The sequence below is a fragment of the Streptomyces spinoverrucosus genome, assembly GCF_006539505.1.
Classification (GTDB): domain Bacteria; phylum Actinomycetota; class Actinomycetes; order Streptomycetales; family Streptomycetaceae; genus Streptomyces; species Streptomyces spinoverrucosus.
Genome location: NZ_BJND01000020.1, coordinates 75,945 through 98,180, shown reverse-complemented (window position 1 = coordinate 98,180; position 22,236 = coordinate 75,945). Strand labels below are relative to the sequence as shown.

Genomic DNA, 22,236 nt, shown 5'->3' with positions numbered 1-22,236 from the left:
TCGGCCCGGGTGTCAGACCTTGCGGTAGCTGTACGCCTCCGAGGCCGCCGCCGCCACCGCGTCCAGGTCGGCTCCCGTGGCCGCCGTGACGACCGCGGCGACGGCGCCCTCGACGAACGGGCAGTCCACCAGGCGCGACTGGGCGGGGAGTTCGTCGCCCTCGGCCAGCAGCGCCTTCACGGTGAGGACGGCGCTGCCGAGGTCGGTGAGTACGGCGACCCCGGCGCCCCGGTCCACGGACGCGGCCGCGGCGGCGATCAGCTCCGCGCTCGTCCCCAGCTCGCCGCCCTCGGTGCCGCCCGCCGGGGCGACGGGCACCGCCGTAGCGCCGCCCGCGAGCGCCTTCGCCAGCTCGGCCACGGACGCGGCGACCTGCGCGCTGTGCGACACCAGCACGATCCCGACCAGCTTCTCGTCACTCATCTTCTCGGCACTCATCTTCTCGTCACTCATCGGCCGCCTCGGCGAGCCCCGCGATGAGCAGCGCCGACGAGGTGGCACCCGGGTCCTGGTGCCCGATGCTCCGCTCGCCCAGATAGCTGGCCCGGCCCTTGCGGGCCTGCAACGGGATCGTCGCCAGCGCGCCGTGCTCGGCGGCGTTCCGCGCCGCGCCGAAGGACTCGCCGAGCGCGTCCACCGCCGGCACCAGGGCGTCGATCATCGTCTTGTCGCCGGGCGCGGCCCCGCCGAGCGTCATCACGGCGTCCACGCCCGCCCGCAGCGCGTCGGCGAGCTGTGCCCGGTCGACCTCGGCGGCGTCCCCGAGCGCCTTGCCGGTGCGGCGCAGCAGCGTGCCGTACAGCGGCCCGGAGGCCCCGCCGACCGTCGAGATCAGCTGCCGCCCCGCCAGGATGAGGATGGCGCCCGGCGTGTCCGGGGCCTCCTTCTCCAGCGCCGCCGTCACGGCAGTGAACCCGCGTTGCAGATTGCTGCCGTGGTCGGCGTCCCCGATGGGGGAGTCGAGGGCCGTGAGCCGTTCCGCCTCGCGGTCCACGGACGCGGCGGTCACCGTCATCCAACGGCGGAAGAAGTCGGCGTCGAGCACTGGGTCTCCTTGCGTGGTAGGTGCCTTGATCGTCCCGTCGCCGTGTCACATACCCCAGCGCAGCCCCGGCGTCCGCACCGGCGCGTCCCACAGCCGCAGCAACTCCTCGTCGACCTGGCACAGGGTGACCGAGGCGCCGGCCATGTCGAGGGAGGTCACGTAGTTGCCGACGAGGGTGCGGGCGACGGCGACGCCGCGCTCGGCGAGCACGCGCTGCACCTCGGCGTTGAAGCCGTACAGCTCCAGCAGCGGGGTCGCCCCCATGCCGTTGACCAGGACCAGGACGGGATTGCGCGGGCTCAGGTCCTCCAGTACGGCGTTCACCGCGAAGTCGGCGATCTCGCGCGAGGTCATCATCGCCCGCCGCTCCCGGCCGGGCTCGCCGTGGATGCCGATGCCCAACTCCAGCTCACCGGGCGGCAGATCGAAGGTGGGGCTGCCCTTCGCGGGCGTGGTGCAGGCGCTCAGTGCCACCCCGAAGCTGCGCGAGACCTCGTTGACCTGCCGCGCGATCGCCTCGACCCGCTCCAGCGGCTGCCCCTCGTCGGCGGCGGCCCCGGCGATCTTCTCCACGAACAGCGTGGCGCCGGTGCCCCGCCGACCGGCGGTGTAGAGGCTGTCGGTGACGGCCACGTCGTCGTTGACCAGCACCTTGGCGATCTGGATGCCCTCGTCCTCGGCGAGCTCGGCGGCCATGTCGAAGTTGAGCACGTCACCGGTGTAGTTCTTCACGACGAACAACACCCCGGCCCCGCTGTCCACGGCCGCCGCCGCCCGCACCATCTGGTCCGGTACGGGGGAGGTGAAAACCTCCCCGGGGCAGGCGGCCGACAGCATCCCGGGCCCCACGAACCCGCCATGCAGCGGCTCATGCCCCGAGCCCCCACCGGAGACGAGTGCGACCTTGCCCTCGACGGGCGCGTCCCGCCGTACGATCACCCGGTTCTCCACATCGACGGTCAACTCCGGATGGGCCGCCGCCATACCGCGCAGGGCGTCCGCGACGACGGTCTCCGGTACGTTCATGAGGATCTTCATCGGTGCCTCCTGGCGCGGTCCAGATAGGGGGAGGGCTGCTGTCGGCAGTATCGACCTTGCGGCGCCGAAGGTCACGTGGACGGTCATCCGGCCCCGTTCCTGCGCAGTCGGAGGCGCTGGGTGAGGCGGATGATGTCGTGTGCGGTGATGATTCCCGTGAGATGGCGGCCGTCCAGGACGAGGATCGGCAGGCCGCCCGCCGGGCGGAGCTGTTTGAGGGTTTCCTCCAGCAGGTCGTCCGGTGCGCAGGTGGTGCACTGGGACAGGGGAGTGGCCACGTCGCGCAGGCGCAGTGTCTCCCGCTCCGGTGCCGGGACTCGGGTCAGCTGCGGCAGCCGGAGCAGGCCGCTGGGGCTGCCGTCGAAGTCCAGCAGGGGCAGCGCCGAGTGGCGGGCCTCGATCGCGGGGCCGTCGATGAAACGCTGCACGGTCATCCAGTCGTGGGCGGTCTCGACCGGGCTGGACATGGCGTCGGTGGCTCGTAGCCCCTTCAGCGCCGAGGTCAGGGACGCCTGTTGCAGCTCGGCCTTGGCGGCGATCACGACGAAGAAGCCGATGAGGGCCAGCCACAGTCCGCTCCAGGCGCCGCGCAAGAACAACAGCCAGCCGAGGACGATGAGCAGAATGCCGAGGATCTGTCCGCTGCGGCCGGCCGTCCGTTCGGCCCGCTCGCGGTCACCCGTGCGCCACCACATCACGGCCTGCACGACCCGTCCGCCGTCGAGCGGGGCGGCAGGCAGGAGGTTGAACACTGCCAGCAGGAGGTTCGCCCAGCCCAGCCACACCAGCACGGCCGCGGGCAGTTGCCAGCCCGGTCCCGCGCTCAGTCCCACTCCCGCGCCGAGCGCCGCTCCACCGGCGATCAGGCTGGTGAGCGGCCCGCTCACGGCGACGAGGAAGGCCGCGCCCGGGGCGGTGGGTTTCTCCATCTCGGTCATGCCGCCGAGCGCCCAGAGGGTGACGCTGTGGACGGTTATGCCTTTGCGCCGAGCCGTGACGGCGTGCGCGGACTCGTGTGCCAGCAGGCTCAGCAGCAGCAACAGGGCGCCGACGAGCCCCGCGACGGTGTACGCGATCGTGGACCGTCCCGGGAGCCAGGCGGGCAGCGTCCCGCCGGCCAGGCCGTAGCCGAACAGGAACACCAGCAGCGGTACCGTCCAGTGGATCCGCAGCGGGACCCCGGAAACCCGTCCGATGGGTAGCGAGTTCTTCATGGCTGTCTCCTGCCGACCGTCATCCGTCGCTCTCGGACGGACTGCCGGGTCTGCGGCTTCGGTGCGGGCGGTCGGCGTGCGGGTTCTCGGGAGCGAGATCGCCGCCGTGCAGTGCGGTAGCGTCGTCGGCCTGGTAGATGTCGGGTATGCCGTCGGCGTCCGTGTCGGCGGTCTCCGCCTCGTACAACCGCCTGTACTTGTTGTTCCGCAGTCTCAGCAGGACGCATGCCACGAGCGCGGCGGTCAGTGAACCGACCAGGACCGCGGCCTTGATGTGTTCCTGGTCCACCGGGTCCGGATAGGCGAGTTCCCCGATCAGCAGCGAGACGGTGAAGCCGATCCCGGCCAGCACGGCCAGGGCGAATACGTCCGCCAACGCCAGGCCGGGACCGAGCTGGGCACGGGTGAAACGGATGGCGAGGTACGTTCCGCCGAAGACCCCCAGGACCTTCCCCGCCGCCAGCCCCAGCGCCACGCCCAGTGGCTCCGGGGTCGTGATCACGGCTCCGAGTGTGTCGCCGGACATGCTCACGCCGGCCGCGAACAGGGCGAAGAGCGGTACGGCCACTCCCGCGGAGATCGGCCGTGCCAAGTGGGCGATGTGTTCGGCCGGGCGGTGTCCCACCGTTCCGTCCTTGGCCGCGCGCAGCAGCAGTCCCATCGCGACTCCGGCCACCGTGGCGTGGACGCCGGCGGCGTGGGTCAGGCCCCAGATGACCAGAGCCAGGGGGACGTACCAGTACCAGCCGTGTACGTGTTTTCGCGTGTGCAGGACGTAGAACAGGCCGAGCCCGAGGGCGGCGCCGAGGAGGGCCGGGAGGTGGATGGTTGACGTGTAGAAGAGGGCGATGACGATGATGGCGCCCAGGTCGTCGACGATCGCGAGGGTCAGCAGGAAGGCGCGCAGCGCGGAGGGCAGGTGGGTGTCGATCACGGCGAGCACGCCGAGTGCGAAGGCGATGTCGGTGGCCATGGGGACGGCCCAGCCGTTCCAGGTTCCCCCGCCGGCCGTGGCGACGATTCCGTAGACGAGGGCGGGTACGGCCATGCCGCTGAGTGCCGCGACCACCGGCACGGTCGCCGCCTTGGGGTCGCGCAGTTCCCCGACGACCAGTTCGCGTTTTAGTTCGGCCCCGGCGACGAAGAAGAAGATCGCCAGGAGCCCTTCCGCCGTCCAGTGGGCCACGGAGAGGTCCAGGCCCAGCGCCCCGATACCGAAGTGGAAGTCCCGCACCGCCTCGTAGGCGTTTCTCAGCGGCGTGTTCGCCCAGACCAGTGCCGCCGCTGCCGCGGTGAGCAGCACGATGCCGCCGACGGTCTCCGTGCGGAGCGCGTCTGCCACGAAGGTGCGCTCCGGCAGGGGGAGACGGCCGAGGAACGTGTGGGGCCTGCCGTTGCGGTGGGGCATGCGGTCGGATGCCTTTCGGGTGGTGCATGTGGCCGGATGGCCTCGGCGTGCGGCTCGTCGATCACACCGGTGAGCTGTGCAAGATCACGTGCGCGCACGGTTCCCCCGGGTATGCCGTCGGTAGGTCGGTGGGCAGTGGTCGTCTGCCCGGTTCCCGGAGGCGCCGGCGTGGGGAGCGGCGTTGGGTGTGTTCGGAGACGCCCGGCACCACGCCTTTGGGAGGTGGCGGGTCCCTGTCGGCCTGCTGCGGATTGTTGTTGAACACCGCGGTGAGGAAGAGACCCAGGAAGGCGACGACGGCGCAGGCTATGGCGGCGGTTCGCCGCCAATTGCGCTGTTGCTCTTCGCTGTCGGCGGCCTGCGCTCCGGGCTCGTCGGGAAACTGCTCGTTGAGCGCGTCCATGGTCGCCGCCAGGGCGGGATCGTCCTGGGCAAGACGTCGTTCGAGCTGTGCGAGGACGCGTTCCTCGTCCATCTCGGGGTTCATGCCAACCTCCTCGAAGCCTTGGGGGAACGGGCCGAAACGGGTCGACGGCGGTCGAGGACTACGACTTGCCCGGTCCTGATACCGACCCGGGCGTGAGCACTTCCGCGGCGAACGAGGCCCCCGCCAGGATCAGCAGGAGCAGGCCGCCGATGTCACCCTGCGGACCGACCAAGACGCGACGGCCGTCCAACTCGGTGAGGAGGCCATCGCACGACGGCGCCGAGAGGTCGACCGCGTCGTTGCCCACGGGGCTGATTGCACCGTTGACCCGCGTGAGAAGCACGCTCGGCGTCTCGGCCGCGCGCATCCCCGGGGCGGCGAGCGGGCAGCCGAGCGCTGTCTGGAGGACTGTGGCGAGTCTCCGGACGAGACCAGTGGGGCGAGTTCGGGGCACGAGTGCGGTACCCCCTGGTTCCTGGAACCGATGGGCGGCGGCCCTACTTTGCGGACTACCCGGCTGACCTGCCCGAATACGGCCCGCGAAGAGACATCGGCGGACATCTGGAGGTGCGCCACCTTGCCGAGGGTCGGCAAAGTGACGGTAAACTCGAAGCTCGCGGAACGGACAAATGGGGTGGCCCCGATGGCTGGCAGCAGCGGTCCCCACGCAGGGACATGGGGTGCACCGCCCCATGAGGAGCTGCTGGCCCAGGCCCTGGTGCGGACCGGCGATCTGGACGCCGAGGATCGTGCCCGGCTGCGTGAAGCGGCAGCTCACGCCGCCGACAACGGCACCCCGCTGCGCGAACTCATCGACACATACCTGGGCGCTCTGTGCCGGACTTGCTCACGCTCTGCGCCCGGGGCAGCCCAGGATCGCCAGGCCTCGGCGCCGATCCCGGCGGACGCGCTACGGCCCATCCGGGACGTCGCGGTCACGCTCACCGAGGGGTACGAGGCCGCTCACCGGGCGGCCATCCGGCGGGAAGAGGAGATCAGGCAGGCATTCCTCGACGAGCTGTTGCACGGTGCAGGCGATCTCGGCCGGATGGCGGAGCAGGCCCACCGCATCGGCTTCCGGTTCGCGGGCCCACACCGCGTCGCCGTGGCCCGGGCCGAGGCACCGTTCGGTGCGGCGGACCCGGCCACCCGGTACGTCGAAGAGGCCATGGCCTCGGGGTACGACGCCTGGGAGAGCCTGGTCGCCGCCAAGGACGGCATGCTGATCTGCATCTGCGCCGGAAGCGGCACGACCGCCGCCGACCACTTCGCCGAGCACGTTCAGCGTTCGATCGCCCGGCATCCTCAGGTCGCCGTCAGCCGCTCCCGGCCGGGGGCGAACGGTGTCGTCCGCTCGTATCGCGAAGCCCGCGAGACCCTCGACCTAGCCCACCGCCTTGCCGTCTCCCGCCCGGTGATCCACGCGTCGGACCTGCTGGTGTTCCAGGTCCTCGGCCGGGACAGAGCGGCGATCACCGACCTTGTGGCCACGGTGCTCGGGGGTCTGGAGCGGGCCCGCGGCGGGCCGGGCACGCTTCTGCACACCCTGACCACGTACTTCGACAGCGGCTGCACCAACACCGTGACCGCACGACGCCTCGGCCTCAGCGTCCGGACCGTGGCCTACCGAATGGCCCGCGTCCGCACCCTGACTGGTTACGACCCCACCATCCCCGACCAGCGCTACACCCTGCAGACCGCCACCCTCGGAGCACGCCTGCTCAACTGGCCCGCACTCCCCTTGCAACCCTCCGACTGAGGCGCTACGAGTGGTCCGAGGACGAAGTCTCCTCCGCGGGCTCCAAGTACTCGGGACAGTCGGGGTTGCGGCAGGGCGCGGGGTGCCACACGGGCACGAAGAGCCCGAGCGTCTTGTGTCGCCGCTTGACGATCGTGTCCACGGGCTGTTTGCAGACGGGGCACGTCAGCACACCTTGCGGACCGGTCTCATGCTCTTTGCCCTCTGCTTTACGCATTCTTTAACAATAGTGATGAGCGGAGACGAATGCAGCCCTTGGGGGAGCGATGTCCGCGGCGGCTATGGCCCATGAACCAGGTGGATCTCCCCCTGCCCGTCGTCCGCCGCTCGTCGGAACATGTCGACGCCCGTGCTCTCGAACGGGATCTGCGCGACCGGGTCGACGGCGAGGTCCGCTTCGACCCGGGTACGCGTGCCGCGCACTCGAAGGACGGCTCCAACGCTCCGCCCGCCTGCGCCGAACGGGCGCGTTCCTCGTACGGCAGTGATCCGGACGCGCACTGAACGGTGGTAGGCCACTGACCTTCCCCGAACCCTGCACAGCGTTCACTGACGGATGGAATGGAACTGAGCGGTAGTCACGACTGGGGCGGATTGCGGCGGTCGTCGGTGCGGATGTGCCCGTCCTGGGTGCACCGAAGCGGCAGCTCGTGTGAAGGAATCGGTGTGTTCGGTCACTGTGCTGTCACACCGGTGAAGTCGCTTTTCGCGGTGCGTCCCATTTGAGCTTCCGGCGGCTGGCCGCCCCTTTGTCCGCATGCTTTGATCCTGCGCGTGGCACAAGTCGCCGGGACTGTTTCCACTTTTGGGAATCGGGCGAACTCTGCCATTCCGAAATACCTATTCGAAGGGAACCGCGCGTTATGAACCCTGCCTCCACGGTTGCAACAACCGAGATCTCCGATGTCGACCTGGACAACGTCTCCGGCGGCCTCGCGGCCGGCGGCTCCGGCGGCCTCTTCATCGAGACGCCGATCGCAGCCGTCTGCGCCGACCTCATGGCTGTCGGTTCGGCCGAGGGTCTTGCGGCGGGAGCGAGCATCCACACTACTGCCCTGTGACGACATGGGTACCCACCGTGGACCTCATGGTGGGTACCCCACCTCTTACCGAGCACGGGCGGGCTACCCCTGCGCAGGCGTCACGTCAGGCCAGAACGCACCACGGCGACCGGGCAGTGCGCGTGATGGAGTACGGCCTGGCTGACCGAGCCCAGGAGCAGTCCCGTGAATCCGCCGCGTCCGCGAGCACCTACCACCATCAGCTGGGCGCCACGACTGGCCTCGATCAGCGTGGGCCGCGTACGGCCTCGTACGACACGCGCACGTACGGGCACCTCGGGGTGCTCCCTCCGGTGCTCGGACAGGGCCTCGTCCAGGAGTTGTTCCTCGTGTGCCTGAAGCGTCTCGACGTCACCGATCAGGTCCACCACGTCCAAGGGGCGGGTATCACCGTGGTCGCTCCACGTCCCCCACACGTGCAGCGCCACCAGGTCCGCGCCGCGCAGCGAAGCCTCCTGGAATGCGAAGGCGATCGCCCCATGGCTGTGACGAGGACCGTCCACCGCCACCAGCACCGGCCCGTCCTTCACCGGCCGGTCCCGCACCACCATGACCGGGCAGTGGCTGTGGGCGGCCAGGTGGACCGACGTCGATCCCAGCCGCAGCCCTGCGAAACCGCCCGAGCCACGATGGCCCACCACCATCAGCTGGGCCGTCCTCGACTCCGCCTCCAGGGCTGTGACTGGCTCGCCCGGGATGACCGCGTGGTCGGCCACCACCCCGGGCGCGGCAGCCAGGGCGCGCTCGACGGCTTCGGCGAGTACGTGCTCGACGGATTCCCGTACGCCCCCTGCGGGCGGGCCCAGCGGCGATCCGCCGGGCGGGACATGCATCGCGGGCCAGATGAAGGCATGCACGACGTGCAGTCTGGCTCCCCTCATCAGTGCCTCTTGTGCCGCGGCCTCCACGGCGGCCAGAGCGGAGGGGGAGCCGTCCACTCCCACCACGACCGGCCCGGACATCATGCCGCGCTCTCCTAGTCCCGGCGTCGACGCGGGCAGCGACCCAGCGCCCTGCTCTCCCAGCCTCTCCCGAGCCCCACACCGGCGCCACCACGGACAGCCGACCCGTCTCAGCTGCCGCGCGTGGCCCGGCGGTCGCCTGCCGCGCGGGCCGCGCGGAGCAGGGCCGCGCCGGTCAGGAAAACGGCCAGCGCAGCGGTCGGCAGCCCCAGCGGGCCGTGGTCGGCCGGACCGGCGTCGGCGACCCCGAGCAGGCCCAGCACGCAGGCGGCGTAGCCGACGGCGGTCGCCGTGGCGCGCGGCCTGGGCCGACCGAGCGCCCTCGGCGCCCACCGACTGCGCGAAGACCCGGCGCCGCGCCGCAGGCCGCGCCTTTCGACCCGGCCGAAGAGCGCCACCAACGCGCCGAGCACGGCGAAGAGCACAACCAGCCACGGCAGCTTCCACAGCAGCCACTCTCCCGTGTCCCCCGGAGGCTGGGGCAGCGGGACCAGGCCGGACGCGTACACGGCCACGGCGACGAGCACGAACGCACTCATGTGCCACAGCAGCACGGTCAGGATCACCGAGTTCACGGCGATGACGGCCATCCACGGCCCGAGCCGTTGCATCCGCCGCTCGCCCGCGTCGCGCAGCAGCAGGACCAGCCCGAGTTGGGCCGTGGCCAACGCGAGCAGTGCGAGCGTCGGCGGCGAAAGGTTGCGGAACGACGTGCCGGGAACGTCGACCATGCTGACCGGGTAGGGACCGGCCACCGTGAGCAGTACCGCCACTCCCACACCGCCCACCAGCAGCGGAACGGCCACCCCGGGCCGGACCGGCAGCATCCCGTCCTGCCAGGCGAAGCCCATCTGGTGCACCGCCAGCCAGGCGAACAGGTAGTTGCCCAACTGCAGCGTCGGCGCGTCGAACGCCAGCCGCGCCACGTCCCCCGCAGCGACCAGCCCCACCAGTGCCAGCGGCACTACCAGCCCCGCCCGCCGGTGCAGGCGGTGCATCAGCGGCGTCAGGAAGACCACCACGAGGTAGACGAGCAGGAACCACAGCGGGATCGAGGCCAGCCACACCGCCCGGCCCACCCGAGCTGGATCAACGCCCGCCAGCCGGGCGGTCAGCGCGGCGGCGGCGAGCGTCACCAGCAGCAGGGTCGTCGGCCGTACGAGCCGCGCGCTGCGGTCGAGCAGCCAGTCCGCGACGCCGCCACCCCGACGGGTGTGCGAGGTCAGCGAGGCGGCGTTGGCGAACCCGCCCACCAGGAAGAACACCGGCATCACCTGGACCAGCCAGGTGATCGGGCGGCCCCACGGCAGCACTTGAAGGGCACTGAAGCCGTCCAGGCCGCGTGCCCCGCCGGTGACCACGATCACCGTCCAGTGACCGAGCACCACGATGAGGATGGCGAGCGCCCGCAGCAGGTCGACGTAGCGTTCCCGCTGCGGCGGTGTGCGCTCCGCGAGCTCGCGCAGGCCGGGCATGTGGCCATCCTACGAACGGCGCAGGTGAAGACCGGCGCCCGCGAACGAGGCCGCGCGTGGCGTACGCAGGCGATGTTGAGGATCGTCGCCGGGAGGGAACCCTGGTCCTGCTGCACCGCCGGTACTACGTCGAGCCAGGACTACTGAATGGAGGACCGGTGCTGGACATCAGCGTACTCACCTGGGCCGTCACCATCGGCCTTATCCTCGCCCTGCTGGCCGTCGACCTGATCCTGGCCGCCGCGCGCCCGCACCGGGTCGGCTTCGGCGAGGCCACCGCATGGTCGGTGTTCTACATCCTCGTCGCGATCGGCTTCGGAGTCTGGTTCGCCGCCCGATACGGCGGCGAGTTCGGCACCGAGTACTTCGCCGGCTACATCGTCGAGAAGAGCCTGTCGGTCGACAATCTGTTCGTCTTCGTCATCATCATGACCACGTTCGCCGTACCGGCGGAACACCAGCACAAGGTGCTCACCTTCGGCATCGTGCTCGCCCTGGCCATGCGCGCGATCTTCATCGCGCTCGGCGCCACCCTGCTGGCGCTGTTCTCGTTCATGTTCCTGCTGTTCGGCCTGCTGCTGATCTACACGGCCGTGCAGTTGTTCCGGCACCGCGACGAGGACCCCGACATCGAGGACAACGTCATGGTCAAAGCCGCCCGTCGGCTTCTGCCGATCACCGCCGACTACGTGGGAGGAAAACTCACCACCCGCGTCGACGGGCGCCGGATGGTCACCCCGCTGTTCATCGTCCTGCTCGCCATCGGCAGCATCGACCTGCTGTTCGCCCTCGACTCCATCCCCGCGGTGTTCGGGGTCACCGAAGAGCCCTACATCGTCTTCGCCGCCAACGCCTTCGCCCTGCTCGGCCTGCGCGCCCTGTTCTTCCTCGTGAGCGGCCTGCTGGACCGGCTGGTGTACCTGTCCACCGGGCTCTCGCTGATCCTCGCGTTCATCGGCGTCAAGCTCATCCTGCACTGGGCGCACGTCGACCTGCACGAGGCGGTCCCCGAGATCTCCACCCCGGTCAGCCTCGCCGTGATCGCCGTCGTCCTCGCGGTCGTCACCGTGGCGAGCCTGATCAAGACCAAGCACGACCCGACCGCCAAGGCCCACCCCGGCTCCCTGCGCGCCCACCCCAAACCGGCGGACTCCAGCCAGGAAGCCGACCGCAAATGAGCTGCACCGCTCTTCCACACCGGTCAGGACCACAGCTGGGCGTGTCGTGACGTCGGCGCGGGGCACTGGGAGACGATGGGCGTTCCTCGGGCAGCCACGAGATCGGGCAGAGAGGCAGGGGCTGCGTGGACCAGCGGATCACCACAGACGGCACCGCAAACGGGGCAGATGTGCGGCGGCGGATCCCCCGCACCGATGCACTCCTGCGAGACGTGCGCCTGGCAGAGGCGGCACACCGACTGGGATCCGGAGTGGTGAAGGCGGCCGTCCGGCAGGCCCAGGAGCGGGCGCGGGACGGTGCCATCGCGCCGGAGGACGTGGCGGACTCGGCGGTCGCCCTGCTGCCGCGCACGATCGGCGGGCTGCGGTCGGTGATCAATGCCACGGGCGTGGTGCTGCACACCAACCTCGGCCGGGCGTCGTTGTCCACGGCCGCCCGCCAGGCGGTGCAGGAGGCCGCCGGACCCACGGACGTCGAGCTGGACCTGCGCACCGGTGTCCGCGCTCGCCGGGGGCGCACCGCTCTGGCCGCACTGCGCGAGCGGGTGCCGTCGGCCGCTGCCGCGCACGTCGTGAACAACGGTGCGGCCGCGCTGGTCCTCGTGGCGACCGCGCTCGCCGCCGGTAAGGAGATCGTCATCAGCCGCGGGGAGATGGTGGAGATCGGGGACGGCTTCCGCCTGCCGGACCTGCTGGTGTCCACCGGAGCCCGGCTGCGCGAGGTGGGCACCACCAACCGCACCACCATCGCCGACTACGCCGCAGCCATCGGCCCGGAGACGGCCTTCGTGCTGAAGGTGCACCCCTCCAACTTCCGCATCACCGGCTTCACCCGCACCGCCGACGCCGGGGAACTGGCGACCCTCGGCGTTCCGGTGGTCGTCGACATCGGCTCCGGCCTGCTCGCACCGCATCCCCTGCTGCCGGACGAACCCGACGCCGAGACCCAGCTCCGGGCCGGAGCATCGCTGGTCACCGCGAGCGGCGACAAGCTGCTCGGCGGACCGCAGTGCGGACTGCTCCTCGGTGAGGAGGAACTGGTGCGGACCGTGTCCCGGCACCCGCTCGCCCGTGCCCTGCGCGTGGACAAGCTGACCCTGGCCGCGTTGGAGGCGACGCTGACGGGGCCCGAAACCCCCACCGCCGCGTCGCTGGCCGCCGACCCGGCACGGCTCGCCCGCCGTGCCGAGCGGCTCGCCTCCACTCTGGCCGCCGACGGCATCGATGTCCGGGCCGTCGAGAGCGCCGCGACGGTGGGCGGCGGCGGTGCCCCGGGCGTGACACTGCCCAGCGCCGCAGTGTCGCTGCCCGAGCGGTACGCCGCCGCCCTGCGGACGGGCCCGGTCCCCGTGGTGGGGCGGCTGGAGTCGGGCCGCTGTCTGCTGGACCTGCGTGCGGTGCCGCCGGAGGACGACGAGCGGCTGGCCGAGGCCGTGCGGTCGGTCACGGAACCGGCCACGGAAGGGTAGGTGGCATGCGGGTACTGGCCACCGCCGGGCACGTCGACCACGGCAAGTCCGCCCTGGTGCGGGCGCTGACCGGGATGGAACCCGACCGCTTCGAGGAGGAGCGGCGCCGAGGTCTGACCCTGGACCTCGGGTTCGTCTGGACGCGGCTCGCATCGGACGCAACCGGCGGCTCCGGCGGGGAGCACATCGCCTTCGTCGACGTCCCCGGACACGAACGGTTCGTCGCCACCATGCTGGCCGGTGTCGGGCCCGTGCCCGCCGTGCTGTTCGTGGTGGCCGCCGACCAGGGCTGGCAGCCGCAGTCGCAGGAACACCTGGAGATCCTGGACGCGCTCGGAGTACGACACGCCGTGCTCGCGGTCAGCCGCAGCGACCTCGCGGACCCCGAGCCCGTCCGTGCCGACGCCGTCGAGCGCATGGCCGCCACCTCCCTCGGTACCGTGCCGTCCGTCGCGGTGAGCGCGCTGACCGGCGCCGGACTCGACGCGCTGCGCCGGGAGTTGGCCAAGCTGGGCCGCACGCTGCCCGTTCCGCCCGCCGACGCGGACGTACGGCTGTGGCTGGACCGTGCCTTCACCGTGCGCGGTCATGGCACGGTCGTCACCGGCACCCTGGGCGCGGGATCCGTGCGCGTCGGCGACCGGCTGGTGGCGGACGGCACGACCATGCTCCGGGTGCGCGGTCTGCAGTGCCTGCACGAGGACGTCTCGGCGGTCAGCGGGGTGGCGCGCGTGGCGGTCAACGTGCATGGCCCCTCCGACGGCGTTCTGGGCCGGGGACAGGTGCTCCTCACTCCGGACCGCTGGCTGCTCACCGACCTGATCGACGTCCGGGTTTCCGGAGTTCCGGTCGATGACCTGCCCCGGACGGTCACCCTGCACATCGGAACGGCCGCGGTGCCCGTGACCGTCCGCCCGTTCGGCCCGGACACGGCCAGGCTGACCCTTTCCCGCGCGCTGCCCCTGCGGGTGGGCGACCGGGCCGTCCTGCGGGAGCCGGGCGGCCGGCGCACGCCGTGCGGGGTGACCGTCCTGGACGTACGACCGCCCCGGCTGACCCGGCGAGGAGCGGCCCGCGCCAGGGCGGCCGAGCTGGCGGGCATGACCGGCCGCCCGGACGGCGCGGCGGAACTGCGCCGACGCGGGCTCGTCCGCCGTACGGAGCTGGCGGCCATGGGAGTACCAGCCCCCACCGCACCGGTCGCCGGTGACTGGCTGGCCGACGCGGCCCACTGGGCGGCACTTCGGGACCGCCTGGAAGCCGAGGTCGAACGCCATGCGGCCGAGCACCCCCTGGAGCCCGGCCTGCCCACCGAGGCGGCCCGCCGCCTGCTCGGCCTGCCGGACCGGTCACTGGTCGACGCCCTCGCCGGGACCTCGGGAAAGCTGCACCGCAACCAGGGGCGGTTGTACGGCCCTGGAGACCTCCGGCCCGCGCTCCCGCCGTCTGTTCAGACAGCTGTCGACACGTTGCGGCATGAGCTGGTCCGGGCGCCGTTCCGCGCGCCGGAGGCGGACCGGCTCACCGAACTCGGGCTCACCCGGAAGACCCTGGCCGCCGCGGTCGCGGCGGGCGCGCTGCTGCGGGTCGGCGACGGAATCGTGCTGCTGCCGGACGCGGACGTACGGGCCGTCGCCGTACTGCGACGGCTGCCCCAGCCGTTCACGCTCAGCGAGGCCCGCCGGGCCCTGGACACCACACGCCGGGTGGCCGTGCCGCTGCTGGAGTTCCTGGACGCCCGCGGTTACACCGAACGCGTGGACGACCAGCGTCGGCGCTGCCGGGCCGGTACGGAGAGCGGAGGCGGACGGGAATCGAACCCGCCTGCCCGAGATCCTCGGACACCTCGGTTTTGAAGACCGGGAGGGCCACCAGGCACCCACACGCCTCCCACGCCCACCCAGGCTACCGGAGGGCAAGATCATCGACCCGGAGGACCCGGCATGACCACCACACGCGAAACGCCCGTACGCCTCACGCAGTTCGCCCACGGCGGCGGCTGCGCCTGCAAGATCCCGCCCGGCGAACTGGAGGACGTGCTCGGCGGACTGGCCGCACCGATGACGACCACGACCGACACCCCGCTCCTGGTCGGACTGGCCACCGGCGACGACGCGGCCGTCGTCACCCTGCCCGCCGACGGCGGTGCCCCGACCCAGGCGGTGGTGTCCACCGCCGACTTCTTCACCCCCGTCGTGGACGACCCCTACGACTGGGGACGCATCGCCGCGGCCAACGCCCTCTCCGACGTGTACGCGATGGGCGGCCGCCCGGTGCTCGCCGTCAACCTCCTGGCGTGGCCGCGGGATGTGCTGCCGTTCGACCTGGCCCGCGAGGTGCTGCGCGGCGGGCTCGACATCGCCACCGAGGCGGGCTGCCATGTGGGCGGCGGGCACAGCGTGGACGATCCCGAACCCAAGTACGGCATGGCCGTCACCGGTCTGGCCGATCCGACCCGCCTGCTGCGCAACGACGCGGGCCGACCCGGCGTGCCGCTGTCGCTGACCAAACCCCTCGGCCTGGGCGTGCTGAACAACCGCCACAAGGCCACCGGCGAACGGTTCGAGCAGGCGGTGGCCACGATGGTGGCGCTCAACCGGGACGCGTCGGCCGCGGCTGTGGCGGCCGGCGCGACATGCGCCACCGACATCACCGGCTTCGGCTTCCTCGGCCACCTGCACAAGCTGGCCCGGGCCTCGGGCGTGACCGCGGTGGTCGACACCGCCGCCGTGCCGTATCTCGACGGGGCGCGGGAGGCGGTCCGGGACGGGTACGTCAGCGGCGGCACCCGGCGGAACCTGGAGTGGGTGGCGCCGTTCACGGACTTCGGGGACACGGACGCCGACACCAGGCTGCTCCTGGCCGACGCCCAGACCTCGGGCGGACTGCTGGTGGCGGGGGAGGTGCCCGGAGCGCCGGTGGTGGGGGAACTCGTCCTGCGCCGGGAGCACTCCGTCGTCCTCAGCTGAGCGCCGACGCCGGTCAGAGCTCCGTGCCCGTCCGGTCGTCGATGCCCGCCCGCGCCCGGTAGGCGCGCACCAACTCCACGGCGGCGGGACCCCTCGGCCGCCGTCCCGGCCGGATGTCGACGGCGAACGCCTTGCTCTCCTGGATGTGGGTGTTGGGGTCGAGGGACATGTGCAGCAGCTCGTTGGCGGCGTCCCCGGTGGTGTAGCCGTTCGGCCCCCAGTGGTAGGGCAGTCCCACCTGGTGCAGGGTGCGCCCGTGCACGGTCAGCGCAGGCACGCGGTCGGTGACCAGCACCCGGGCCTCGATCACCGCGCGGGCGCTGACGATCGTCGCCCACCCGGTGTGCTCCAGGCCGCGCTCGGCGGCGAGTCCGGGGGAGACCTCGCAGAAGAACTCCGGTTGCAGCTCCGCCAGGTAGGGCTGCCAGCGGGACATGCCACCGGCGGTGTGGTGTTCGGTGAGGCGGTAAGTGGTGGCGACGTACGGGAAGACCTCCGAGCCGGGCTCGTCACCGCTGGGCTGGTAGCGGTTGTCCGGGTGCGGTGGAAGCAACTGCCGTACCGGGTTGCGCTGCCGGCCGTACAGCAGGTTCGGGAACGGAGAGTCCTGCGGCTCGTAGTGCGTGGGCAGCGGGCCGTCGGTGAGGCCGGACGGCACGTACAGCCAGGCCTTTCCGTCGCCCTGCATGATGAACGGGTCGGTGCCCGACAGGGCCTCGGGGCCGGTCGCATCCTCCGGCGGCCGGTAATCGGGGGCCTTGTCCTTCTTGAAGTCGGCGATGTCGTGGCCGCTCCACTCGCCCCGTTCCGCGTCCCACCACACCAGCGCCTTGCGTTCGCTCCACGGCTTGCCGTCCGGGTCGGCCGAGGCGCGGTTGTACAGGATGCGCCGGTTGGCGGGCCAGGCCCAGCCCCATTCGTTGGCCACCCAGTTCTGCTGCTCGCCCGGCTTGCGGCGGGCGGCCTGGTTGACGCCGTCGGCGTAGACACCGCAGTAGATCCAGCAGCCGCAGGCGGTGGAGCCGTCGTCGCTCAGCTGCTCGTACGAGGCCAGCGGGTTGCCCTCGGCGTCATGGCCGTTGATCTCGGCGAGGACCGCCTCGGCGTCCGGCTCGGCGAGCTCGCCCTTCGTCGGGTAGTCCCAGGCGAGGTCCAGCACGGGCCGGTCCATGGGGTCGGTGGACGCGGCGAGCTTCTGCCGGACGATCCGCCCGAGGTGGTACGTGAACCACAGGTCGCTGCGCGCCTCGCCGGGCGGTTCGACGGCCTGGTGGTGCCACTGGAGCAGGCGTTGGGTGTTGGTGAAGGTGCCGTCCTTCTCGGTGTGCGCGGCGGCGGGCAGGAAGAACACCTCGGTGCCGATGTCCTCGGTGCGCATTTCACCTGTCTCGATCTCCGGGCCGTCCTGCCACCAAGTGGCCGACTCGATGAGGGAGAAGTCCCGTACGACGAGCCAGTCCAGGTTGGCCATGCCCAGGCGCTGCATCTTGGCGTTGGCGGACCCGACCGCCGGGTTCTCGCCCATGAGGAAGTAGCCCTTGCAGGTTCCTTCCAGCTGGGCCATGACCGTCTCGTAGGTGGAGTGGGAGCCGGTCAGGCGCGGCAGGTAGTCGAAGCAGAAGTCGTTCTCGGCGGTCGCGGCGTCACCCCAGTAGGCCTTGAGCAGGCTGACCAGATACGAACGCATGTTGCCCCAGTAGCCCTTGCGGGCCGCGTCGGCCCGCACGAAGGTGTCCAGGTCCTGCTTCTGGTGGGCGTGCGGCATCGGGATGTAGCCGGGCAGCAGGTTGAACAGGGTGGGGATGTCCGTCGAGCCCTGGATGGAGGCGTGCCCGCGCAGGGCGAGGATGCCGCCTCCGGGCCGGCCGATGTTGCCGAGCAGGCTCTGCAGGACACAGGCCGTGCGGATGTACTGGACGCCCACGGTGTGCTGTGTCCACCCCACCGAGTAGGCGAAGGCGGTGGTGCGGTCGCGTCCGGAGTTCTCCGTGACGAGTTCGCACACCTGGCGGAAGAGGTCCTGCGGGACACCGCAGATCCTCTCGACCATCTCGGGGGTGTAGCGGGCGTAGTGCCGCTTGAGCACCTGGAAGACACAGCGCGGATGGGTGAGCGTCTCGTCCCGCTCGGGTTCACCCTCGCCCACGTCGGCGCCGCCCGCCCCGTGGGCCTCGCCGCGCGCCGCGTCCGACACCGAGCTGCCGCCGCCGGTGCGCTTGCCGTACTCCTGGTCCCGTTGACCGGAGGCCGCCTGGATCTCCGTACCGGCGTACTGCCAGCTGCTGTTGTCGTAACTGCGGGTATCGGGATCGAGGCCGGAGAAGACCCCGTCGAGATCCTCGGTGTCACGGAAGTCCTCCCGCAGGACGACGGGGCCGTTGGTGTACGCCACCACGTAGTCGCGGAAGTACCGGTCGTGCTGCAGCACGTAGTTGACGATCCCGCCGAGGAAGGCGATGTCCGAGCCCGCGCGCAGCGGCACGTGCACATCGGCCAGCGCACTGGTGCGGGTGAAGCGCGGATCGACGTGGATCACCTTCGCGCCCCGGGCCTTGGCCTCCATCACCCACTGGAACCCGACCGGATGGCACTCGGCCATGTTCGAGCCCTGGATGACGATGCAGTCCGAGTTCTGCAGGTCCTGCTGGAAGGTGGTCGCGCCGCCGCGGCCGAACGAGGTTCCCAGACTGGGAACGGTGGAGGAGTGTCAAACACGCGCCTGGTTCTCGATCTGCACGGCTCCCAGGGCGGTGAACAGCTTCTTGATCAGGTAGTTCTCTTCGTTGTCCAGCGTGGCACCGCCCAGGCTGGCGATGCCGAGCGTGCGCCGGGTGCGGGTCTCGTCGACCTCCCACTGCCAGCCCGCCCGGCGCGCCTCGATGACCCGGTCGGCGATCATGTCCATGGCCGTGTCGAGGTCGAGACGCTCCCAGGCGGTGCCGTGCGGGCGCCGGTAGAGGACATGGTGCTCGCGGGCGCTTCCGGTGGTCAGCTGGAGGCTGGCCGAGCCCTTGGGACACAGCCGTCCGCGCGAGACGGGGGAGTCGGGGTCGCCCTCGATCTGCGTGACCCGCTCGTCCTGGACGTAGACGTTCTGGCCGCAGCCCACCGCGCAGTACGGGCAGATCGACTTCACCACGCGGTCCGCCGAGGCGACCCGGGGAGTGAGCCGCGCGCTGGGCCCGCTCTTGGCGGCCGCCCCGCGGCCCAGGGGGTCCGTCCCCTTGAGCTGGCGGTAGACCGGCCAGGAGTCGATCCATGTGCGTACGCCCATGACGTCCGCCCTTTCGGTGGTGCTCGCTGCCGTCTCCGGGTGCCCGTCCCATTCTCCCGTGCCGCGGAGTACCCCGCGAGCCGACGCCGAAACGGGCGGCCATCCGTGTCGTGGGGGTGTCAGCGCCGGATCCCCGGGCACTCCGCCTCGGCGGTGTGTCAGCTCGCGGACCCCACGGCCTGCCCGTAATGTCCGCATGGCCTCGGTCTCGAACGGTAACGACGGGAGTGAGCGGATGGTCGTCAGGGCCAACCACGACGGCAGGACGGCAGAGTGAGGCAACGTCACATCTTCGGTGAGGTCTTCACCCTGGAGTCGATCATCGCGGGCGTGGTCTTCGTCGTCGTGGTCGCCGTCTTCGTCTACGCGCTCATCGGACGGCGGGCCGGAAGGCAGGTCACCGCCTCGCAGCGAGCGGAGCGCCCCCGGCTGGAGGCCTACTACGTCGGCGTTCTCGCCGCGTTCTCCGTCTTCCTCGTGGCCTGGACGGCATGGCAGAACCACCGGGAACACCAGACGGCCGCCGGCCCGCCCGTGCGCGTCGACGTCTCCTCGTTCCAGTGGTGCTGGTCCTTCAACTACCCGCAGGCACCCGATCGGCGCACCGTGTCCGGGAGTTGCCGGGGGGACGACCTGCCGACCCTGGTCGTACCGACCGGCCGTCCCGTGCAGCTGCGGCTGACCTCCCGTGACGTCATCCACTCGCTGTGGGTGCCGCACCTGCGGTACAAGATGGACGCCTTCCCCCACCACGTGAACACCTTCACCCTCACCCTGGACAAGGAGGGCCGCTGGAGGGGCAAGTGCGCGGAGTTCTGCGGGGAGCGGCACCGCACCATGCACTTCTGGATCAAGGCCGTGTCGCCCGACGAGTACGACCGGTGGCTGCAGGACCAGCCGGGCGGCGGGCAGGGGGCGGCGGTATGACGGTCACGCCACCCACCGCCAAGGCGGTCACCGGCGGGCGGCCGGTACCGCCGAGCGGCTGGCTGGGCTGGGTGACCAGCACCGACCACAAACGGATCGGCGTGCTGACCGTCGGCACCTCGCTGGTGCTGCTGCTGGCCATGGGCATCCTCGCCCTGACCATGCGCGCCCAGCTTGCCCAGCCGGAGCAGCAGCTGGTGGACACCCACACCTTCAACCAGCTGTTCACCATCCACGGCTCCGGCATGATCTACATGGTCGTCACCCCGTTCGCGATCGGGATGGGCGTGTACCTCGTGCCGCTGCAGATCGGGGCTCCCGGCATCGCCATGCCGCGCCTCACGCTGCTGGGCTACTGGCTCTACGCCCTCGGCGCGGCGGTCATGCTCGCCGGGTTTGCCACGCCCCTGGGGGCGCACGCCGACGGCTGGTTCTCCTACCCGCCGATGGCCGACAGCATCCACTCGCCGGGCGCCGGGTCCGACCTGTGGATCGCGGGGGTCTTCCTGGCGACCACCGGCACCATCGTCATGGGCTGGACCGTGCTGTGGACGGTGCTGCGCAAACGCACGCACGGGATGACGATGCTGCGTCTGCCCCTGTTCTCCTGGTCGATGATCGCCACCTGCCTGATGGTGATCGGCGCCTTTCCCGCCCTGCTGGCCGCGCTCGGCCTGCTCGCCGTCGGACGCGCCGACCCGTCGATCTTCGACCACAACGTGTGGAACATCGGCTACCAGCACCTGTTCTGGTTCTACGGCCACCCTGTGGTGTACGTGATGTTCTTCCCGTACCTGGCCGCGGTGGCGGAGGTGCTCGCCGTGTTCTCCGGGCGCCGCTTCTTCGGCTACCAGGGCACGGTGCTCTCACTGCTGGTGTTCGCCGCGCTGTCGATGAGCGTGTGGGGCCACCACATGTTCGCCACCGGCCAGGCGGCCAACGACTACTACTCGCTGACCTCGATCGCCCTGCTCGTCCCCGCGGGCGTGGAGTACTTCAGCATGCTGGGCACCATCGCCGGCGGGCGGCTGCGGTTCGCTCCCCCCATGCTGTTCGCGCTCGCGTTCATCCCGCAGTTCCTGATCGGCGGGCTCACCGGCATCATGGTCGGAACCCCGGTGATCGACTACCACGTGACCGACAGCTACTTCGTCGTGGCGCACCTGCACTACGTGCTGTTCGCGGGCAGCGCCTTCGGGCTGTTCGCCGCGGTGTACTTCTGGTTCCCGAAGGTGACCGGCGTGATGCTCGGCCACCGGCTGGGCCGACTGCACTTCTGGCTGCTGGTCATCGGCGCCAACCTGACCTTCCTGCCCATGTTCGCCCTCGGCTACCTCGGGATGCCGCGCCGGGTGTCGACGTACGCCGCCTTCGAGGGCTTTGGCTGGCTGAACCTGCTGTCCAGCATCGGTGCCGCCTTCCTGGCCGCCGGGGTGATCCTGTTCGCCGTCAACGTGCTGTGGACCTTGCGCAAACGCACCCTGGGCCGCGCCGAGAAGGCCCCGGACGACCCATGGGGCGGTCACACCCTGGAATGGGCCACCTCGTCCCCGCCGCCCCGGCTGAACTTCACCCCGGAGCACCCGGTGCCGCCCGTCACCAGCTTCGCTCCGCTGCTGGATCTCCGGCAGCGGCAGGAGGTGACCGCGGTCGACAGGAGCCCATCGTGAAACGGCACCTGCCCTTCGTCGTCGTGGCCGGATGGGGTGCGCTCAACGGCGTGCTGCTGGCGGTGCTGGCGGTGTACGGCGAGAGTTCGATGGTGTTCTGGCTGTGGGGCGGCGCCGTCGTGCTGCTGGCGTTGGTTGCCCTTGCTGTGCTCGCCGCCTGCCGTTCCGGGCCCGACCAGCACGTCCGCTACCGGGTGCCGGACCGCGGAGCCGGTGCGGTGGTGCCCGCTGCCTTCGGACTCCTGCTGGTCGCACTGGCGTTCGTCTACGGTCTGTGGCTGCTGGCCCTCGCCGGTCCGCTGCTGCTCGTGGCGGTGGCTCTCGCGGTGCGCGGTACGACGGCCCGGGAGGAGTGAACCC

Annotated in this window: 19 protein-coding genes, 1 tRNA gene and 1 pseudogene; 10 read left to right on the top strand and 11 right to left on the bottom strand. The window is 71.1% G+C overall.

Features of this window, described 5'->3' with window-relative positions:
• Positions 1-12: 12 nt before the first annotated feature.
• The 7 genes from SSP24_RS15030 to SSP24_RS15000 form a co-directional block, all read right to left on the bottom strand.
• Positions 13-423: a PTS-dependent dihydroxyacetone kinase phosphotransferase subunit DhaM gene (locus SSP24_RS15030; protein WP_141310142.1), complete on the bottom strand. Its 411-nt coding sequence runs from the start codon at positions 421-423 to the stop codon at positions 13-15.
• Positions 424-445: 22 nt separating this feature from the next.
• Positions 446-1,045 carry a dihydroxyacetone kinase subunit DhaL gene (gene dhaL, locus SSP24_RS15025; RefSeq protein ID WP_141310024.1) on the bottom strand — a complete coding sequence of 200 codons (600 nt, stop codon included), beginning with the start codon at positions 1,043-1,045 and terminating at the stop codon, positions 446-448.
• 45 nt (positions 1,046-1,090) lie between these two features.
• Positions 1,091-2,083: a dihydroxyacetone kinase subunit DhaK gene (gene dhaK, locus SSP24_RS15020; protein ID WP_141310023.1), complete on the bottom strand. Its 993-nt coding sequence runs from the start codon at positions 2,081-2,083 to the stop codon at positions 1,091-1,093.
• 83 nt (positions 2,084-2,166) lie between these two features.
• Positions 2,167-3,297, bottom strand: coding sequence for a site-2 protease family protein (locus tag SSP24_RS15015; protein ID WP_141310022.1), 1,131 nt, complete (start codon positions 3,295-3,297; stop codon positions 2,167-2,169).
• Between the two features lie 19 nt (positions 3,298-3,316).
• Positions 3,317-4,705, bottom strand: coding sequence for a Na+/H+ antiporter NhaA (gene nhaA / locus SSP24_RS15010; protein ID WP_141310021.1), 1,389 nt, complete (start codon positions 4,703-4,705; stop codon positions 3,317-3,319).
• Positions 4,706-4,766: 61 nt separating this feature from the next.
• A complete protein-coding gene (locus SSP24_RS15005; protein ID WP_141310020.1) occupies positions 4,767-5,192 on the bottom strand; it encodes a DUF3040 domain-containing protein in 426 nt (141 codons plus the stop codon).
• Between the two features lie 58 nt (positions 5,193-5,250).
• The gene (locus tag SSP24_RS15000; RefSeq protein ID WP_141310019.1) at positions 5,251-5,439 is read right to left on the bottom strand and encodes a hypothetical protein; all 189 of its coding nucleotides are present in this window, start codon (positions 5,437-5,439) and stop codon (positions 5,251-5,253) included.
• A gap of 336 nt (positions 5,440-5,775) precedes the next feature.
• On the opposite strand from SSP24_RS15000, the gene SSP24_RS14995 reads away from it, so the two are divergent.
• From SSP24_RS14995 to SSP24_RS14980, 3 genes are all read left to right on the top strand, one after another.
• Positions 5,776-6,891 carry a PucR family transcriptional regulator gene (locus SSP24_RS14995; RefSeq protein ID WP_167529592.1) on the top strand — a complete coding sequence of 372 codons (1,116 nt, stop codon included), beginning with the start codon at positions 5,776-5,778 and terminating at the stop codon, positions 6,889-6,891.
• A 288-nt stretch (positions 6,892-7,179) separates the two neighbouring features.
• A complete protein-coding gene (locus SSP24_RS14985) occupies positions 7,180-7,395 on the top strand; it encodes a hypothetical protein (protein ID WP_141310016.1) in 216 nt (71 codons plus the stop codon).
• Between the two features lie 359 nt (positions 7,396-7,754).
• A complete protein-coding gene (locus SSP24_RS14980; protein ID WP_141310015.1) occupies positions 7,755-7,952 on the top strand; it encodes a hypothetical protein in 198 nt (65 codons plus the stop codon).
• 80 nt (positions 7,953-8,032) lie between these two features.
• Here SSP24_RS14980 and SSP24_RS14975 read toward each other — a convergent pair whose 3' ends face one another.
• Entirely contained in the window at positions 8,033-8,914 is an 882-nt protein-coding gene (locus tag SSP24_RS14975; protein WP_141310141.1) for a universal stress protein, read from the bottom strand.
• Between the two features lie 110 nt (positions 8,915-9,024).
• Complete coding sequence (locus SSP24_RS14970; RefSeq protein WP_141310014.1) at positions 9,025-10,389, bottom strand: acyltransferase family protein; 1,365 nt, start codon at positions 10,387-10,389, stop codon at positions 9,025-9,027.
• A gap of 158 nt (positions 10,390-10,547) precedes the next feature.
• Between SSP24_RS14970 and SSP24_RS14965 the strand changes: the two genes are divergently transcribed.
• From SSP24_RS14965 to SSP24_RS14955, 3 genes and pseudogenes are all read left to right on the top strand, one after another.
• Complete coding sequence (locus tag SSP24_RS14965; RefSeq protein ID WP_141310013.1) at positions 10,548-11,567, top strand: TerC/Alx family metal homeostasis membrane protein; 1,020 nt, start codon at positions 10,548-10,550, stop codon at positions 11,565-11,567.
• Between the two features lie 125 nt (positions 11,568-11,692).
• On the top strand, positions 11,693-13,036 hold the full coding sequence (selA, locus tag SSP24_RS14960; RefSeq protein WP_373306750.1) for an L-seryl-tRNA(Sec) selenium transferase: 1,344 nt from the start codon (positions 11,693-11,695) through the stop codon (positions 13,034-13,036).
• 5 nt (positions 13,037-13,041) lie between these two features.
• A pseudogene (locus tag SSP24_RS14955) lies at positions 13,042-14,799 on the top strand (SelB domain-containing protein); the annotation flags it as partial.
• 35 nt (positions 14,800-14,834) lie between these two features.
• Here the strand turns inward: SSP24_RS14955 and SSP24_RS42840 are convergent.
• Positions 14,835-14,927: transfer RNA gene (locus tag SSP24_RS42840), tRNA-Sec, on the bottom strand.
• Between the two features lie 52 nt (positions 14,928-14,979).
• On the opposite strand from SSP24_RS42840, the gene selD reads away from it, so the two are divergent.
• Positions 14,980-16,005 (top strand): selenide, water dikinase SelD, encoded by a 1,026-nt coding sequence (selD, locus tag SSP24_RS14950; RefSeq protein WP_141310010.1) that lies wholly within the window; start codon positions 14,980-14,982, stop codon positions 16,003-16,005.
• Positions 16,006-16,018: 13 nt separating this feature from the next.
• Here selD and fdh read toward each other — a convergent pair whose 3' ends face one another.
• Positions 16,019-19,279 (bottom strand): formate dehydrogenase, encoded by a 3,261-nt coding sequence (fdh, locus tag SSP24_RS14945; protein WP_189986323.1) that lies wholly within the window; start codon positions 19,277-19,279, stop codon positions 16,019-16,021.
• 273 nt (positions 19,280-19,552) lie between these two features.
• Here fdh and coxB point away from each other — a divergent pair, with 273 nt between their 5' ends.
• Genes coxB through SSP24_RS14925 form a run of 3 tightly spaced genes read left to right on the top strand, consistent with a single transcriptional unit; the run spans position 19,553 to position 22,232 of the window.
• Positions 19,553-20,206 carry a cytochrome c oxidase subunit II gene (gene coxB, locus SSP24_RS14935; protein ID WP_141310007.1) on the top strand — a complete coding sequence of 218 codons (654 nt, stop codon included), beginning with the start codon at positions 19,553-19,555 and terminating at the stop codon, positions 20,204-20,206.
• Positions 20,203-21,876 (top strand): cytochrome c oxidase subunit I, encoded by a 1,674-nt coding sequence (locus tag SSP24_RS14930; protein ID WP_141310006.1) that lies wholly within the window; start codon positions 20,203-20,205, stop codon positions 21,874-21,876. Before coxB ends, SSP24_RS14930 begins: the two co-directional genes overlap by 4 nt.
• Positions 21,873-22,232, top strand: a complete 360-nt coding sequence (locus SSP24_RS14925) for a hypothetical protein (protein ID WP_141310005.1) — start codon at positions 21,873-21,875, stop codon at positions 22,230-22,232. Before SSP24_RS14930 ends, SSP24_RS14925 begins: the two co-directional genes overlap by 4 nt.
• Positions 22,233-22,236: the final 4 nt, after the last annotated feature.

What these genes read in the sequence shown, in the direction of transcription:
- SSP24_RS15030 (WP_141310142.1), bottom strand. Translation starts at nt 423, where the DNA reads ATGAGTGACGAGAAGCTGGTCGGGATCGTGCTGGTGTCGCACAGCGCG.
- dhaK (WP_141310023.1), bottom strand. Translation starts at nt 2,083, where the DNA reads ATGAAGATCCTCATGAACGTACCGGAGACCGTCGTCGCGGACGCCCTG.
- SSP24_RS15015 (WP_141310022.1), bottom strand. Translation starts at nt 3,297, where the DNA reads ATGAAGAACTCGCTACCCATCGGACGGGTTTCCGGGGTCCCGCTGCGG.
- nhaA (WP_141310021.1), bottom strand. Translation starts at nt 4,705, where the DNA reads ATGCCCCACCGCAACGGCAGGCCCCACACGTTCCTCGGCCGTCTCCCC.
- SSP24_RS15005 (WP_141310020.1), bottom strand. Translation starts at nt 5,192, where the DNA reads ATGAACCCCGAGATGGACGAGGAACGCGTCCTCGCACAGCTCGAACGA.
- SSP24_RS14995 (WP_167529592.1), top strand. Translation starts at nt 5,776, where the DNA reads ATGGCTGGCAGCAGCGGTCCCCACGCAGGGACATGGGGTGCACCGCCC.
- SSP24_RS14985 (WP_141310016.1), top strand. Translation starts at nt 7,180, where the DNA reads ATGAACCAGGTGGATCTCCCCCTGCCCGTCGTCCGCCGCTCGTCGGAA.
- SSP24_RS14980 (WP_141310015.1), top strand. Translation starts at nt 7,755, where the DNA reads ATGAACCCTGCCTCCACGGTTGCAACAACCGAGATCTCCGATGTCGAC.
- SSP24_RS14975 (WP_141310141.1), bottom strand. Translation starts at nt 8,914, where the DNA reads ATGTCCGGGCCGGTCGTGGTGGGAGTGGACGGCTCCCCCTCCGCTCTG.
- SSP24_RS14970 (WP_141310014.1), bottom strand. Translation starts at nt 10,389, where the DNA reads ATGCCCGGCCTGCGCGAGCTCGCGGAGCGCACACCGCCGCAGCGGGAA.
- selD (WP_141310010.1), top strand. Translation starts at nt 14,980, where the DNA reads ATGACCACCACACGCGAAACGCCCGTACGCCTCACGCAGTTCGCCCAC.
- SSP24_RS14930 (WP_141310006.1), top strand. Translation starts at nt 20,203, where the DNA reads ATGACGGTCACGCCACCCACCGCCAAGGCGGTCACCGGCGGGCGGCCG.